Here is a 17,107-nt window from a genome sequence, read left to right as displayed (position 1 = left end):
CCGATATGGGACAACGTCCGTGCGTCGGCGGGCGCACGAACGTTGTCGGGACAAGGCGAGGGCCGCTCGCTCAGCCGAGCCGTGCGAGCTCGTCGGCCAGCACGCCGACGGTGTAGGCGATCTCCTCGGAGGTGTGCTCGGCCGTCACGAAGAACCTCAGCCGGGCCTGCTGCTCCTCGACGGCCGGGTGGACGATCGGGCACACGCTGACGCCGCGGTCGTACAACGCGTTGGCCAGCACGAGGCTGCGCATGGAGGCGCCGACGATGCACGGGATCACCGGGGTGTCCCTGCTGGCTCCGATGTTGATGCCGGCATCCGACGCGAGCATGGCGAACAGCGTCGAGCGCTGCCGCAGCGCGGTCAGCCGGTCCGGCTCGGCCCGCAGCTGTCGGATCGCGGCGAGCGCGGCGGCCGCGTTGGCCGGCGTCATGCCCACGCTGTACACGAACCCCGGCAGTGTGTAACGGAAGTGGTCGATGAGCGCGCGGCTGCCGGCCACGTATCCGCCGCAGCTCGCGAACGCCTTGGACAGCGTGCCCATCCAGATGTCGACGCCGGTGCGGTCCACGCCGAAGTGTTCGCCGATTCCCCCGCCGCCGGCGCCCAGCACGCCGATGCTGTGCGCCTCGTCGACCATCAGCATCGCGGCGTGCCGCTTCTTGATCTGGATGAGCTCCGGCAGGTCGGCGATGTCGCCGTCCATGCTGTAGATGCCCTCGACGACGATGAGCACCCGTCGGAACTTCCGGCGCACGTGGCCGAGTAACTCGTCCAGTGCGGCCAGGTCGCCGTGGGGGAAGGGCCGACGCGTGGCGCCGGACAGCCGGCAGCCCTGGAGCACGCTGTCGTGCGCCAGCGCGTCGTGCACGACGAGGTCGTCGGGCCCGAGCAGGTGCCCGATCACCGTGACGTTCGTGGCGTGGCCGCTCACCAGCGTGAGCGCGGCCTCGGTGCCCAGCAGGTCGGCGAGCGCGCCGTCCAGCTCCTCGTGCGGCGGGCGGTCACCGGACAGCATCCGAGCCGCCGAGACCGACGTTCCGTAGCGGTCGATCGCGTCCTTCGCCGCGGCGGCGATGGTCGGATGCCCGGACAGCCCGAGGTAGTTGTAGCTGGAGAAGCAGAGCAGGTCGGTGCCGCCGACGCGGGTGCGGCTGGCGTTGATCCCCTCGTGCGTCACGAAGTACGGGTTGCGCAGGCCCAGGCGGTCCACGAGCGCGACCCGCTGCGCGGACTCGACGATCTCGGGGAACGCGGCCGGGTCGACGTGCTCCAGCGGCGGCTCGGGCGCCTCCTCGACCGGCGCGGCAGGCACGTCGATGACCCGCGGCGGTTCGGGCTCGCGATGGTCGCGCTCCTCGTCGACCAGCCGCACGAGATCGTCCACGGTGACGTCGGCCGACAGCCGCTTGCCGTCCAGCGGCAGCTCGGGCCACAGCTTGCGGATGACGGCGCCGAGGTCGGCGAGCATGATCGAGTCGAACCCGAGATCACGGCCGAGCGACTGCTCGCCCCGCAGGTGCTCCGGCGGGTACACGCTGATCTCGGCGATCGCGGCGAGCACCTGGTCCCGGACGGGTGGTGACTCCGGTACGGGCGCCAAGGCGTTCGCCTGCTCGACCCTGGTGAGGGTGCGGAGCACGGCGAGCACCTCGTTGAGCAGGCTGACCAGGTCGTTCACGGGGTGGTCCTCCGGTGGGTAGACGACGGTGGAACGGGTGTCGCCCGGCGCGGCGACCGGGTGGGCGCGCCCGCGCGGCGGCCGATGACGCGACGCGGTCCGGATCGTGTGCGGCTGGGCGGCCAGCGGCGAGGGCGGCAGCGTGGCCAGGTGGCGGTCGCCGTCGCCGAACACCGGCAGCAGATCCACCGGCAGCCCGAGCACGGCCAGCCGGACGAGCCCGGACAGGAAGACGCGGCCGTCATCCGGTTCCGCCTCCAGCGCGACGAAGTGGCAGCCGGTGGCGTCGGCGATCGACCGCCGGGCCATGGCGAGCAGCCCGTTCCCGCCGAAGACCTGGATGAAGACGCGGGCGCCGCTGTCGGCCACGGCCTGGCTGGCCGCGGCGAACCGCACCGGCGACGAGGCGGATCGCTGCCACCAGCCGCGCAACTCGTCAGGGTCGGTGCAGACCCGGCCGCTGACCGTGGAGACGAGCACCCGGCCGGAGCGCAGCGGCAGCTCGGCGATTCGCTCGGCGACCAGCTCGTCGGCGTCGGCCACCAGCGGCGAGTGGAACGCGTGCGAGACACGCAGCGGCACCGCCGTCACCCCGGCGCGGGCGCAGCGCTCGGTGAGCATCGCGACCGCGTCCCCCGAGCCGCTGCCGACGACCTGCTCCGGATGGTTGAAGCAGCCGGGCCACACGCCCTCGATCCCGGCGGTCAGCTCGTCGAACCGTTCCTCGCTGCTCTGCACGGCGACCATCCCGCCCGCCCCCAGGCTGCCGCCCTGGGCGATCGCCTCGCCCCGGTGCACCAGGAAGTCGATGGCGTCGACCGGGTCGAGCAGCCCGGCGGCGACCGCGGCCGGGAACTCGCCGACGCTGTGGCCCACCGTGATGTCGGGGCGGATGCCGAACTCGGCGAGCAGCGCGGTCGTCGCGATGCCCAGCGCGCCGAGGGCCGGCTGGCAGCGACGGGTGTCGGTGAGAGCCGTCTCCGCGATCTCGGGGGCGGATTCCCAGCCCCACAGCAGGGACGCGAACGACGTCCCGGTCGAGGCGCGGACGCGGTCGTCCAACCGTTCGATCTCGCCGCGGAAGCTGTGGAAGCCGTGGTAGAGGTCGCTGAGCATGCCGACGCGCTGCACGCCCTGCCCCGGGTAGAGGAACGCCACCTGGCGTTCCTGCTCGGCGAGCGGCGCCGACGCGGCATGAATGCCCCGGCCGAGATCGCCGATCTGGCCCGCGCGCAGCGCCGCCGCGGCGGCGCCGAGCAGATCGATCAACTCGCTGCGGCCGGTCGCGACGAATGCCACGCGGGCCGGCAGCGGCGCGCGAGTCGCCAGGGTGTACGCGACGGAGGACGGCGTCAGTCCGGGATCGGCCACGATCTGTTCGCGCACCGCCGTCACATGCTCGGCGAGCAGGTCCAGTGAGTCGGCGGTGAGCAGGAACGGCACCGGCCGGTCGGCGCGTGCGGCGTGCCGCCGCGGCGCCTCCTCGAGCACGACATGGACGTTGGTGCCGCCGAAACCGAACGCGCTGACCGCGGCCCGTCGCGGGTGTTGCGGTCGGCTGCGCCAGGGCAGCGCCCGCTCGGCGATCGTGAGCCTCGCGTCGTCCAGCAGCGCGGCGTCGGGAATCGTCTCCGGCTGCGGCGGGATCGTGGTGTTGTGCAGCGCCAGCACGGCCTTGACCAGCCCGGCGGCGCCGGCCGCGGCCATCGTGTGCCCGATCAGCGCCTTGACCGAGGACACCTTGCACTCCGCGGCGCCGTGGTCGCATTCCTCCGTCCGCAGCGCGCGCAGCGCCTCGAGCTCCACCCGGTCGCCCACGGGGGTGCCCGTGCCGTGTGCCTCGACGAACTCGACCGTGCTCGCGCTGACGCCCGCGTCGCGGTAGGCGGCCCGGAACGCCGTCAGCTGTCCCTCGACCCGGGGTGTCACGGGACCGTCGGACGCGCCGTCGTTCGACGTGCCGATCCCCTTGATCACCGCGTAGACCCGGTCGCCGTCGCGCACGGCGTCCGCCAACGGCCGCAGCACCGCCACGGCACCGCCCTCGCCGAGCACCAATCCGTCGGCGCGCTCGTCGAAGGGACGGCACACCCCGTTCGCCGACACCGCGCCGACGCGGCACAGGCCGACCAGGGCGTCGGGGGTGAGATTGAGGAAGACGCCACCGACCAGGGCGACCGTGCAGGTGCCGGCCCGCAGATGGTGCACGGCCTCGTGCAGCGCGACCATTGCCGACGAGCACGCCGAGTCGACCGCGAATGCGGGACCGCCGAGGTCGAAAACCGAGCTGACCGCGCATGCGGCCATGTTCGGCATCGTGCCGGGCAGCGAGTACGCCTGAAGTGGTGCGAGCGCCCCCTGCGCCGCGTCCTGGACGGCAGCGAGCAGTGCCTCGTCGTCCTGCCCGCGGTGCAGCGAGCCGTCGGCGAGCAGCATCGCGCGCAGTCGGGTCGACGCCAGATCCTGGTAGTCGGACTGGTTCAGGCCGACGAACACGCCGGTGTGCGCGCGGTCGAACGGGCGGCGCTCCCATCCGGCGTCCTGCAACGACTCCCGCGCGAGATCGATGAACAGCCGGTGCTGCGGGTCCATCGCGATGGCCCGCCGGGGCGGGATTTTGTAGTGCGTGGTCGCGAACCGCTCGACATCGTCGAGGAAGGCGACCTGGTCGGTGTAGGCCGTGTGCGGGGAGCGGCGATCGCGTGGATCGTGGAAGGTCTCGTGTCGCCAGCGGTCAGTCGGAATCGCGTCGAACTGCCGCTCCGCCCTGAGAATCATCCGCCAGTACTGCCCCACATCGGCTGCGCCCGGAAATCTGCACGCTAAACCGACGACAGCGATGTCGCTCACGCGGCCACCCTGCCCAGAAGACGAATCCGTTGCTCTGCCCGGCAAACCGAGGTCGTGTTTCGACGCGCGACCTCGCCACGATAAAGATCCACGCCCACAGTCTGTTGTCGGCGACCGGCCCGCAAAAGGGGGCCATGCACCTGGCCCCGTACTCATTGGACAGCCGTGCCGCCCGAATTCTCGTTCCTGTTCCCGAGATGCCTCGTGTCGCCGCCAGCCGAACACCTCCTTTCGCGCGTCCCAGGTTCCACTGGTCGGCAGCGCATTCCCAGAGGCCATACCGGTGGCCACCTCGTCGGTGGAGTGAGTCGGCGGCCCGAAGCAGTCACGGGGCGGTGTGGACGGTCACGTCGCGGAGATGGCCGAACGTCCACAAAGGATGAACTGGCGTGCGCCGCGGCCGGGCCCGAGTCCCGAGTCCCGAGTCCCGAGTCCCGAGTTCCGCGTCCCGAGTCCCGAGTCCCGGGTCCCGGGTCCTGAGTCCCGAGTCCCGAGTCCCGAGTCCCGAGTCACCCTGCCCGCGGTTTCCCTCCCTCCACAAGGATCTTCGTGTCACTCCCGGGAGTCACCAACCGAATGACTGTGGCAGGCCTTCCCTCGACGCGGCGGGCGGTCGTGGCCACATTCCGCCATGGCGCGGGAACCCGGCCGAGCGCCGCCCCGACCGAGCATCACTCGGCGTTGTCGGCGCTGCCGCGCCAATGACGTGATTCGGCCGCCGAAACCTCGAACCGGCCAGGTGCGCCCGTTGACGGGCCACGGATTGCCCCCTAGCGTTCGGCCATGATTCACCGGAGACAACCAGGCAGCGCGCAGCGGCCGGCGACCCGCTGAAACCGGCGACGGCGGAAGCCGACCCCGGGTGATGCGGCCGGTCATCCAGCAGATCCCTTGGTGGGCAGCGTGACAAAACCAGCAGACTCGTCGACACGGCGGCGGACGGGCAACATGCCGGCCGAGGTCACCAGCTTCGTCGGCCGCCAGCGGGAGATCGCCGAGGTCAAGCGGTTGTTGTCGCGGCACCCGCTGGTCACGCTCACCGGGATGGGCGGCGTCGGCAAGACCAGGGTCGCCCTGCGCGTCGCCCGCGAGCTGCGGCGGTCCTTCACCGACGGGGTGTGGCTCGTCCAGCTCGCCGGGCTCGACGATCGCGGCCTGGTGGCGCACACGGTGGCGGAGACGCTGAAGGCACACGACAACACCGGGCGGGAAGTGTCCGCGGTCCTCGCCGACCACCTGCGCCATCGCCGACTGCTGCTGGTGCTGGACAGCTGCGAGCATCTGGTGGACGCATGCGCCCGTCTCGTCGAGGCAGTGCTGGCCGCCGCGCCGGGACTACGCGTGCTGGTGACCAGCCGGCAGCCGCTGCGGACCGCCGGGGAACACGTCCTGCCCATCCCACCGCTGACGACCCCGAACCCCGAACGCCCGTTGCGACCGGACCCGGACAACCGCTACCCGGCCGTGACGCTGTTCGCGACCCGGGCGGCGGCCGCCACGCCGGACTTCGAGCTCACCTCGGCCAACTGGGCGCAGGTCGCGACGCTGTGCCACCGGCTCGACGGGATCCCGTTGGCGATCGAACTGGCGGCGGTGCGGGTCCGCGCGCTGGGGCTTCGCCAGATCCTGGACCGCTTGCAGGACCGCTACCAGTTGCTGATCACGCGGCGCTGGGGCGGGTCGTGCCGGCACCGGGCACTGCTCGCGACCGTCGAGTGGAGCTACGACCTGTGCACCCGCCAGGAGCGACTGCTGTGGGCCAGGGCATCCGTCTTCGCCGGGAGCTTCGACCTGCGGGCGGCGGAAGTGATCTGTTCCGGCGACGGCATCTTCCCCGACGAGGTCTCCGATGCGGCGGCGGGGCTGGTCGAGAAGTCGGTGCTGACCTACCAGCACGGACCCGACGGCGTGCGCTACCGGATGCTGGAGACGTTGCGGCAGTTCGGCGCGGACCGGCTGGCCGAGGACGAGGAGCGCACGACGTTGCGCCGCCGGCACCGCGACTGGTTCCTGCGAGTGGCGCGGTCGTGCGAGCGGGACTGGTTCGGCCAGGACCAGGAGCAGACGTTCCGCCGCACACACGCGGAAAGGGACAACCTCCGTGCCGCGCTGGAGTTCTGCCTCACCGCACCGGGCCAGTCCCAGATCGGGCTGGGACTGGCCGGCACGCTGTGCTTCTACTGGGTCGGCTGCGGCTTCCTGGCCGAGGGGCGCCGCTGGCTGGACCGGGCCCTGGCCCTGGACACCAATCCGAGCCACGCACGGGCCAAGGCGCTGTGGGTCAACGGTTACGTGTGCATCCTCCAGGGCGACTTCGCCGCCGCCACGCCGATGCTGCGCGCGTGCCTGGCGGTGGCGAAGGTGCTTCGCAGCGACCTGCCGGCGGCATACGCGGTGCACCGGCTCGGCTGCATCGAACTGCTGACCGGCAACCACGTCCGGGCCCAGGCTCTGTTCGGGGAGGCGATCCGCCGCTACGCCGCGCTCGGCGAGCTGAACAGCAATGTGATCATGGCCTGGATCGAGCTGGCCATGACCTCGGCGTTCCGCGGCGACCTCGACGAGGCGGTCGAGCTCTGCCTGCGGACACAGCGTGTCTGCCTGGCGCACGGCGAGCGGTGGGCCTACTCCTACGCGCTGTACGTGTTGGCCTTCGCGGCGTACGCCGGGGGCGACCTGAGCCAGGCGATCCGTCAGGCGCGGGAGTGCGTGCGCATCAACCACACCTTCCGCGACCTCGTGGGCATCGTGCTCCCCACCGAGCTGCTCGCGCTGCTGGAGGCGTTGACGGGTGCGGCGGACCGAGCGGCGGTGTTGCAGGGCGCCGCCCGCACCATCTGGTCGTCGGTCGGTCTTTCCCTCTTCGGCTCGAAGTACTTCAACGCCCACCATGACACCTGCACGGAGCTCGCCCGGAGCGCGCTCGGGGACGCGGCGTACGAGGCCGGCTTCCGCCGGGGCGCCGAACTCACGCTGGACGAGGCGATCGCCTACGCGCTGGGTGACACGATGCGGAGCATCGAGGCCGCCGCCGAGCCACCGGTCGCGGCGCCGGCGACACCGTTGACCAAACGCGAGTTCCAGGTGGCCGAGCTCATCGCCGACGGACTGTCCAACAAGGACATCGCCGGCCGCCTGTTCATCGCCGTGCGCACCGCCGAGGGCCACGTCGCACACATCCTCACCAAGCTGGGCTTCACCTCCCGCGCGCAGGTCGCCGCCTGGGTCAACGAGCGCCGGCCGGGTCACTGAACGCCCGTCAGCTCGTCGGACATCCGGGGTGGAGCACCCGATCGCCTGACGCGTACCGCTGCACCTCGTGGAAGAAGTCGTCGACGACGTGCAGCTCGCCGGAGCGGACCACCTCGTCGTAGACGTGCTTGCCCAGCACCACGTCGAGCACACCGAGACCGAACGGCGAGAACACCAGCGGCCGGTCCACCGGCAGGCTCACCCGTCCGTCCATCACGTCGTCCAGCGTGCCGTGGAGGAAATCCCGATTGCCCGCCAGGCGCTCGGCCAGTGACATCGAGGTGTCGGCCGTCAGGCAGTGTTCGACGTCGTCGACGATGTTGACCGAGGCGAGCACGATCTCCGGTGCGAGATCGCGCAGGGACATGTGCAGCACCAACGGGTTGTGCTCGAACCACGACAGGTCTCTGACATGCGGCCGACCGGCGTTGGTGGCGAAGACCACCAGGTCGCTGGCGCGGATCACAGTCTCGGCGTCGGGGTACGCGGTGATCCGTCCGGCGGCGCCGGACCGTTCGAGGTAGCCGCGGAAGCCGGCGACGCTGTCCGGTGCCAGGTCGTACACGCCGGTCTCGTCGAACGACCAGCCGGTGCCGACCAGATAGGTGTGGATGTAGCGGGCGATCAGGCCCGCCCCGAAGAACCCGACCCGCGTCGGACGCGGCCGGGCACAGCCGAGCCAGTCGGCCGCCAGCGCCGCCAGCGCCGCCGTCCTGGTGGCGCTGATGATCGAGCCCTCCATGCAGGCGAACGGATAGCCCGTGTCGTGGTCGTTGAGGATCAGCACACCCGACGCGCGCGGGAGGCCGGCCGCCACGTTGCCGGGGAAACTGGAGATCCACTTCACGCCGTCCACCCCCACCTGGCCGCCGATCGACGCGGGCAGCGCGGTGATCCGGCAGGACGGCCGGTCGGGTAGGCGCAGGAAACAGGAGCGCGGGTTCTCCGTGCCGCTGCCGAAGCAGTGCAGCCGATAGGCGTCGTCGATCACCTCGACGACCTGGTCCTCGCGCCCCGCCAGCACCCGCTGCACCTGTGCGCCGGAGATCACGGCGAACGTCGGCGTGCTGGCGGGTTCGGCGATCGCGGTGGCGTGGATCCCGGTTGTCCGCTGCTCACCCGCACCGCGTCGGCCATCGCCGTGCTCCTGTCCCCGCCTCCGGCGGGGCGGCTCGGCACCGTCCAAGCCGATGCCTTCCCCGGCCGACGGTCCAGGAGTCGGCGGGGCCCCGCGCTCCGCCGTGTCGGCGGCGAAACGGGGCTGGACGCGCGCGACTGGCTCGGCGGGCTGGGAACTGGTGCTCATCGGCCTCACACCTTCCGGGGTCGGGGATTGGTGGTCATCGGGAAGCCAGCACCTGGGCCAGGTCGGCGAGCACCGGGTTGCGGGTGACGTCACCCAGGGACACCGCGCGGTCGAGGCCGTTCACCAACTGCACCGCCGACAGCGACGTGCCGCCCCGGTCGAAGAAGTGGTCGTGCCGGTCGATCTGGTCCGCTCGCATGCCGAGCGCCTTCGCCCACGCGACCGCCAGGCGCCGCTCGGTCGGTGTGCTCGGCGGGTCGCGATCCGGCTCTTCGGCGCGCTCCGCGGCGCGCGTCGCCAACGTCCTTCGGTCGACCGTGCCGTCGGCGGTCAGCGGCAGACTCCGCAGCCAGTGGAAGGCGGCGGGAACCATGTGCTTGGGCAGCGCCTCCGCCAGCCGGCCGCGCACCACGTCGGCATCCACCGGTTCGGGGCCGTCGTAGTAGGCGATCAGACGGTCGCTCAGGCCGGCGCGCCCGGCGACGACCACCACGCCGGCACGGACACCGGGCACCCGGGACAGGACCGTCTCGATCTCGCCGATCTCGACTCGGCGGCCACAGATCTTGACCTGGTGGTCACGGCGACCGAGAAACTCCAGCTTCCCCTCGGGCGACCACCGGCCGTAGTCGCCGCCCCGGTAGAGGCGTTCGCCCTCCCGGTGCGGATCGGCCAGAAACGCCGACCGGGTGCGCTCCGGATCGTTGACGTAGCCCCGGCCGACGCAGACCCCGGAGAACACGATCGCGCCGGGGGCGCCGAGCGGCACCGGCATCAGATGCTCGTCGACCACGTACGCGCGAATGTTGTTGACGCACCGTCCGAGCGGGACCCGGTCCCCCGCCGGCGGCACGGTCATCACCTCGTGGTGGGTGTCGTCCGAGGTCTCGGTCGCCCCGTACGCGTTGACCAGCCCGATCCCGGGTTGGGCGGCGAACCAGCGCCGCGCGAGGTCCGTGCGCAGCTCCTCGCCGGTGACCGACACGAACCTCAGGTCCGGCAGCCGGCGAGGGGTGTGCTCCAGCGAGGCCAGCACGACCTCGAGGTGGGACGGCGTGATCTGGAGCACGGCGACCCGACCGCGGACGATGGCGTCCACGAACCGCTCGATGTCGAGGATCGCCTCCTGCTCGACCAGCAGGGTCCGCCCGCCGACCAGCAGCGCGGACAGCAGCTGCCAGAGCGAGTCGTCGACGCACTGGGGCGCGGTCTGGGCGACCGCCTGGTCCGCGGCGATCCCCAGATCGTCGATCTTGGCGTAGAGGTGGTTGAGCATGCCCGCGTGCTCGCACATCGCGCCCTTGGGCTCACCGGTGGAGCCGGAGGTGAAGTAGATGTAGGCGAGCTGCTCCTGGCCGACGTGCACGTCGAGGTCGTCCTCGGCGTACGGCTGTCCGCAGGCCGCGTCGATGTAGATCAGTTCGACTCGGGACAGCGTGTCGAGGTCGTGGTCGAGCGAGGAGGTGCTGCCCAGTTCGGTCAGCACGAGCCAGCAGTCGGCGCGGCGGAGCATGGCCGTGACGCGGTCGGCCGGCAGATGCGGCTCGATCGGCACGTACACGCCACCGGCCTTGAAGACCGCGATGACGGCGGCCACCCAGTCCAGGTTGCGCTCGGTCACCACCGCGACGGCGCCTTCGCGTCGTAGCCCGCGTGCCAGCAGGGCTCGCGCCAGCCGGTTGGCCCGGGCATTGAGCTCCCGATACGTCAGCCGCCGGTCGCCGTGCACGACGGCGACGGCGTCGGGATGCATCCGCACCCGCCCCTCGAACAGCTCATGGACCCGGCGGTTCGGCAGTGTCCGGCACGGACCGGCGAGTTCGTCCAGTTGGAAGCGGAACTCCTCGGCGGACAGCAGACTCTGCGGTCCGTGCTCGGCGTCCGGATCGACGGCGAGCAGCATGAGCGCGGTGCGATGGTAGCCGGCGATCCTGGCGGCGCAGTCGGCGTCGAGCACGTCGGTCCGATACCGCAGCCGCAGCACGACTCGCTCGTCCTCGCGGACGACGCCCACCCGCAGTGCCGTCCGGCCGGTGAGATCGCCGTCACCGGTCGGATCGAACACGACCTCGAACGGCTGCTCGGCCACGCCCAGCTCGCGCGCGAACTCCTCGACCGCGAAGTCCTTGTGCGCCAGCAGCTCCGACTCGACGCGCCGGACGTCGCGCAGCAGCGCCCGCCAGGTGTCCGGTTCGGTTGTCAGTCGACAGGGCAACGGCGGGCCGCCCGGCGCCGCCACGTAGCCGGTCACGATCTCCCGCTTGCCGCACAGCGCGGCGAGCACCTTGGCATGGGCCGCCAGCTGCGCCGCACTCGCGGGCACCGCCATCTGGTCCGCGAGGCGGCACAGCGCGGTCGGGACGTCCTCGGGGATCGTCGAGTCATGCTCGGCGACACCCGGCGCCGGCGTGCGAGTCCAGCGTGGGATCGTGGTGGAGCCGTCGGCGAGGAGCATGCCGCGCCAGAATTCCCGGCCGGGCTCCGTTGGCGTTGCCATTGACTCTTCCTTCCGTCACCGTGCCGGCGACTCGCGTCCGGCGTGGCCGGACTCCCGCCCCACCGTCCCTGCGGCGGAACCTCCTCAACCCCTCGCGAGGAGCGAGTCGGCCTCGATGCGGTCGGCCTTCGTGTCAACGGATTCCGTCACAGCACAGACCACAACGCCCGCCACCTGTGATCGGGTTGCATCGCGGTTGTGAGCGGCGCAACCCGACGTGGAGCGGCGCACCGCTGGCCGAAGTACGTCATCGTCGCGGTCTCGTCGTGTCGACAGCCTGTTTCCCCGGCGCCGCACGGGTAAGTTGCTCCACTCGAGCCAGTGCGTTCGGCGGCCAAGACGGGATGGACGATGCCCGAGGGGTTGGACATAGGCGTCCTGGGACCGGTGGAGGTGGCCGGGCCCGGCGGTCGGGTCGACTTGCGCGGAAGAGGGCAGCGCACGCTCATCGCCCGGCTCGCGACGCAGCCCGGGACCACGATGCCCCAGGACGCGCTCGTCAAGGCCCTGTGGCCGCAGGCTCCACCGCCGACCGCGGTCAAGACCCTGCACAGCCACATGGCCCGGCTCCGCCAGCAACTGCGGCGGGCCGGTGTCGCCGACGCCATCGCGACCCGGGATCCGGGTTATGTGCTGCTGGCCAGCCCGAACACGGTCGACGCCATCCGGTTCGAGGACCTGGCCGCGGCGGGGCGCAACGCGTTGGCCATGGGGAAGAACGAGCTGTCGTCGGGTCTGCTCCGAGCGGCGCTCACCCTGTGGCGCGGCGAGCCGCTGATCGACTGCCGGCCGGGCGAATGGGCCCGCGCCGTCGCGGTCCGGCTCGGCGAGATCCGGTTCGCCGCCTCGGAGGACCTGATCAGTGCTCGGCTCGCGCTCGGCGAGCACGTCACCGCCATCGGCGAACTGGAGTCGCTGGTCACCCAGCACCCGTTTCGGGAACGCCTGTGGGAGCTGCTGATCCTCGCCCTGTACCGATCCGGGCGGCAGGGTGACGCGCTCGCCGCCTTCCACCGTGCGCGCGCCACCCTGGTCGACGAGCTCGGCATCGAGCCGAGCCGGCAGCTACGCCAGTTGGAAGGCGCCGTGCTGGCCGCGGATCCGACGCTCGACCTGTCGGCGGCGCCGACCAGGCCGGCCGCCGGCCGGGTGACCGCCGGCCGCTCCCAGCACCGGGTGCCGGTGCCGCTGACCCGGCTCGTCGACCGGGCGGCGGACATCTCGAGGACGCAGTGGCTGTTGGACCGACGACGCCTGGTCACGCTGACCGGTCCGGGCGGATGCGGCAAGACGCGGTTGGCCATCGCGGTGGCCGCCGGATACGACACCGACGAGCTCGGCTTCGTCGATCTGACCTCGCTGACCGGTCCCGCCCTCGTGCCGCAGTCCGTCGCCGATGCCTTCCGGCTGCCCGAGCACGCCGGCCGCGACGTGCTCGACACCGTGGTCGACCACGTCCGCGACCGGACGACGCTGTTGGTCCTGGACAACTGCGAACACCTCGTCAGGGCCTGTGCGCAGCTCGTCCGCGCTCTGCTGTCCGTCTGCCCCACGCTGCGTGTGCTGGCGACCAGCCGCGAGCCGCTGCACGTGCCCGGCGAATCGGTCCACACCCTGCGACCGCTGCCCACGCCCGACCCAGACGCCACGCATTCCTTCGACGACCTGGCCTCCTACGACGCGGTCCAGTTGTTCGTCGACCGGGCCCAGGAGGCCGGCGCCCACATCGAGAAGGACCGCGCCACGGCACAGGCGCTGGCCACGATCTGCGCGAGTCTGGACGGCCTGCCACTGGCCATCGAACTGGCGGCGGCCCGCACGGCGGCGCTGCCGGTGTCCCGCATCGCCGAGCACCTGCGCGACCGGTTCCTGGCGTTGTGCTCCGGCGGACACGGCGCCCGCCCGCAGCATCGAGCCCTGCACGCGACCATCAAGTGGAGTTACGACCTGCTCACGCCGGACGAGCAGGCCCTGTTCCGGAATCTCGCGGTGTTCGCCGGAGGTTTCGAACTGCCCGCCGTGGAGGCGCTGTGGCCGCACCACAACGCGGTGGACCTGTTGGGCAGGCTGGTCGAGAAGTCGTTGGTCACCAAGGAGACCGACACCGCGCGGTACCGGCTGCTGGACACGATCCGGCACTTCGCGGCCGAGCAGCTCACGCCCGAGGAACGCGCGCAGGCCCGGCGTCTGCACGCCGACTACCACCTGAGGCTGGCCGAGCAGGCGGAGCGGCATCTGTTCGGCGCGGGCGCGGTGCCGTGGCTGGAGCGACTCGCCGCCGAGCACGAGAACTTTCGCGCCGCGGTGACCTGGACCCTCGCCCAGCCCGACCCGACCCTGGCGCTGCGGTTGACCGGGGCGCTGATCCGCTACTGCCGGCTGCGGGGCCACCACCGGGATTGCCGCGACTGGCTGACGGCCGCGCTGGAGCACGGCGGACGAGCGCCCGCGACGTTGCGCGCCAAGGCGTTCGCCGGCGCGGCCGGCGTCGCACTCCTCCAGTGCGACTACGACCCCGCGGTGTTGCTGGCCGAGCAGAGCCTGATCCTGTACGAGCTCGGCGGCAACCAGCGGGGCCTCGCGTTCGTCCGGTCGCTGCTCGGCTCGATCTGCCGGGAACAGGGCGACTACCCGCGCGCGCTCGACTACCACCGGTCGGCGCTGCGGAACTTCCAGGACCTCGACGACGAGTTCGGCATCGCGCACGCCCTGCACCTGAATGCCTTCACGGCATGGCTGCGGGGCGATCTCGACTCGGCCAGGCGGTGGGCCTACGAGAGCCTGCAACGCTCCCGGAAGCTGGGCGACGCCGAGTCGACGTCCAGCGCGCTCAGGCACCTGGCCGCCGTGGCGCACTACCGCGGCGACAACAAGCTGGCGTGTCGGCTGCTGCTCGAAGCCCGCGCGATCTCCGAGCTGATCGGGTGCCGGGAGGGCATCGCCTGGGCACTCAACCTGCTCGGCCTCGTCTACCACGCCACCGGATCGGCCGAGGCCGAACCGCTGCTCGAACGCAGCCTCGCCGTGCACCGGGAACTGGGCGACCGGTGGCGCACGGCCAGCGTGCTGGAGGCGCTGGCCGCGATCGCCTGCGACCGGTCGGCGTGGACACGCGCGGCCGAGCTGCTGAACGAGGCCACCGAGATCCGCGGCGAACTGGGCATCCCCGTCCCGCCCTGCGAATGCCCGCTCCTGCGCCGCACGCAGGCCGCGCTCGGCGCGGCGGAGGTGCCGCGGCCGCGGGGTGAGTGTGGCGGCTGACCTCGGTGGTCCTGTCAGGGCTCCCCGCCCGTTCGTCGATCGATCACCCGCCCGGTTGGATCGGTCGCATCATCTCACCGTCCTCGTGATCCAGGTTGTGGCAGTGCATGACGTAGCGGCCCGGGATGTCGAACTGCGCGTCGATTCTGGTGATCTCGTTCGGATAGGCGATCACCGTGTCCTTGACCCCGGTCTCCCCGGCCTCCGGGGCGCGGCCGGGCCCCCCGCCCGTGAGGGGCCGGCGGTCGGTGACGCGGAACTGCACCTGATGCAGGTGGATCGGGTGCGTCTCCCCGGTGAAGTTGGCCAACTCCCAGGTCTCGGTGGTCCGCAGTGCGGGCCGTTCCGTGACATCGTCCGCCCAGGTCAGCGGTTTCGCCGTGCCGTCGGCGGCCACCGTGCCGAGCAGGTATGACACCGCGACCGCCGGCTTCGCGGTGGATTGCCGTGCGGTCAAGGAGATCCGCCACGTGCGCCGGGACGGGCCGAGCGGCGGCAGCGGGGGCAGGAACAGCTGGGCCGGGGGCACGCTGGTGTCCCGTGTGGACTGTCGGGTGACGACGAACTTCATCACCTGCCCGGTCGTCGCCGGATCGGCCGGGGTCAGGCCGTTGCCCGGCGAGCCGCCGGTGAACGCCACGTCGGGCCCCTCGTTGATGAGGAAGAGTTCGGTTCCGGCCGGCAGGGAGGTGAAGTCGACGATGACGTCGACGCGTTCCGCCGGCGCGCACAGCAGCTGGTCGGTCTGCACCGGACGGGGCAGGAATCCGCCGTCCGCGCCGATCTGCCAGCACGACAGCGCCGCCGGCGCGGGCCGTGGGGCCAGCGGGTTGGCAACGACCTTGAGCAGCAGGGTGCGCGCGTTGCACGCGTTGAGCAACCGGAACCGGTAGCGCCGCGGTTCGACGGACAGCACCGGCCAGGTGCGGCCGTTGACGACCATCGTGTTGCCGAACGTGTCCGGGTTCCAGATCGGCGGGACGTCGCTGGCCGGGATGAACGGGCCGGTCGGCGGGACGTCCCCGGCGAACGACCGGCTGTCGGGGAAGAAGATCGAGCCGTCCCGGTTGAAGGAACGGTCCTGCACCACAAGGGAAAGCTCGTGGTACCGGGTTCCGGGACGGTCGTCGGCAGCCGGCGCGGGGCCGGGGAGCACGCCCGGGGGCAGGTCGCGCGCGCCGCCCCTGAGCAGGTAGAACCCCGCCAGGCCGGCGTGCACGTTCACCCGCGACAGGCCGAGCGTGTGGTCGTGGAACCACAGGGTTCCCGCGGACTGGTCGTTGGCGTACCGGTACACGGCGGCGCCCGGCGACCACTCGGCGCCGAACCGGTCGGCGGCCATGGCGCGATGGCGGTCGTGCGAGGACCCCACCCTCGCGTATCCGACGGGAATGTCCCAGGCGGGCGGGAGATACCAGGCCTCGGGATAGCCGTCGCTCTCCTCGGTGGCGTGCGCGCCATGCACGTGGGTCACGACGGGCACCGGGCCGCTGTAGGGACCGGGGGTCGAGGCGAACGTCGGACGGGAGTCCCGTCCCCGCAGGCCGCCGGGCGGGTTGGCCCAGTGCAGGGTCGGATCGACCGCGAACAGGTGCGGCAGGAATCGGCCGCTGGCGTCGACGAGTTGGTTCGCCCACATCACCTGGACGGGGCGACCCACCCGCGCCTCGATGGTGAACGCAGGGCTGTGGAACGTGGCCGGATTCCGCGGAGATCCGTAGCCCCAGACAACGGTCTTGGGCAGGGTGGGCGGCAGAACCTGTTGGGAGAACTGCCGAACACCGATCACGTAGTAGTCGACGCCGCCGTACGACGACCACATCGGCATCGCGGGCAGCGCCGCCAGTCGTGTCACGTACTTCGGGATGGTCCTGGGATCCAGGGTGCTGCCGACAACCGCGGTGGAGCTGCCCCCAGCGGCGAGAACGCGCGAGGTCAGCGGCATCGAAACCGCGGTACGCAGTAATGAGCGCCGACTTAATCCGTTGGCGATGATTCGATTTTCGGACATTGGCCTTCCTGATGCGCACCGTCCGACGACCGAGTCTGGACGGAACGAGATCGAGCTCGTTGAAACAACAAGCTTTGTGCCGGGCTGGAGCAATGATCAACCTCCATGGAGGTTAGCGACACCGCCCGGCGCACTGAAGGCAATTCACCCTTCCAAGTGACCCGATATTGTCGTTTTTCCTGCTGACGGTTTTGCCGCCGTCGCGCCGCATGCGCGGCTCGCCCCAACCGGCCGGCATCCGCGGCGCCA

Annotated in this window: 6 protein-coding genes; 2 read left to right on the top strand and 4 right to left on the bottom strand. The window is 71.5% G+C overall.

Annotated elements, in window-relative coordinates; translation table 11 throughout:
• Window positions 1-70: 70 nt before the first annotated feature.
• A complete protein-coding gene (locus tag BCF44_RS35775; protein WP_211353367.1) occupies window positions 71-4,531 on the bottom strand; it encodes a type I polyketide synthase in 4,461 nt (1,486 codons plus the stop codon).
• 903 nt (window positions 4,532-5,434) lie between these two features.
• Here BCF44_RS35775 and BCF44_RS35770 point away from each other — a divergent pair.
• The gene (locus BCF44_RS35770) at window positions 5,435-7,783 is read left to right on the top strand and encodes an ATP-binding protein (protein WP_147328755.1); all 2,349 of its coding nucleotides are present in this window, start codon (window positions 5,435-5,437) and stop codon (window positions 7,781-7,783) included.
• A gap of 7 nt (window positions 7,784-7,790) precedes the next feature.
• On the opposite strand, the gene sbnB is transcribed toward BCF44_RS35770, so the two are convergent.
• Window positions 7,791-8,867 carry a 2,3-diaminopropionate biosynthesis protein SbnB gene (gene sbnB / locus BCF44_RS35765; protein WP_246016018.1) on the bottom strand — a complete coding sequence of 359 codons (1,077 nt, stop codon included), beginning with the start codon at window positions 8,865-8,867 and terminating at the stop codon, window positions 7,791-7,793.
• A gap of 256 nt (window positions 8,868-9,123) precedes the next feature.
• Window positions 9,124-11,586 (bottom strand): non-ribosomal peptide synthetase, encoded by a 2,463-nt coding sequence (locus tag BCF44_RS35760; RefSeq protein WP_116178899.1) that lies wholly within the window; start codon window positions 11,584-11,586, stop codon window positions 9,124-9,126.
• 351 nt (window positions 11,587-11,937) lie between these two features.
• Here BCF44_RS35760 and BCF44_RS35755 point away from each other — a divergent pair, with 351 nt between their 5' ends.
• Entirely contained in the window at window positions 11,938-14,847 is a 2,910-nt protein-coding gene (locus BCF44_RS35755) for an AfsR/SARP family transcriptional regulator (protein ID WP_116178898.1), read from the top strand.
• Between the two features lie 43 nt (window positions 14,848-14,890).
• Here the strand turns inward: BCF44_RS35755 and BCF44_RS35750 are convergent, their stop codons facing one another.
• Complete coding sequence (locus BCF44_RS35750; RefSeq protein ID WP_116178897.1) at window positions 14,891-16,792, bottom strand: multicopper oxidase family protein; 1,902 nt, start codon at window positions 16,790-16,792, stop codon at window positions 14,891-14,893.
• Between the last annotated feature and the right edge of the window lie 315 nt (window positions 16,793-17,107).

The organism is Kutzneria buriramensis, from assembly GCF_003387475.1.
Lineage (GTDB): Bacteria > Actinomycetota > Actinomycetes > Mycobacteriales > Pseudonocardiaceae > Kutzneria > Kutzneria buriramensis.
The sequence above is the reverse complement of the archived record's forward strand: the minus strand, read 5'-3'. Positions and strand labels throughout refer to the sequence as shown.

Bases quoted from the DNA above. Each gene is read 5' to 3' on its own strand.
- BCF44_RS35760 (WP_116178899.1), bottom strand. From the start codon at position 11,586: ATGGCAACGCCAACGGAGCCCGGCCGGGAATTCTGGCGCGGCATGCTC.
- BCF44_RS35755 (WP_116178898.1), top strand. From the start codon at position 11,938: ATGCCCGAGGGGTTGGACATAGGCGTCCTGGGACCGGTGGAGGTGGCC.
- BCF44_RS35750 (WP_116178897.1), bottom strand. From the start codon at position 16,792: ATGCCGCTGACCTCGCGCGTTCTCGCCGCTGGGGGCAGCTCCACCGCG.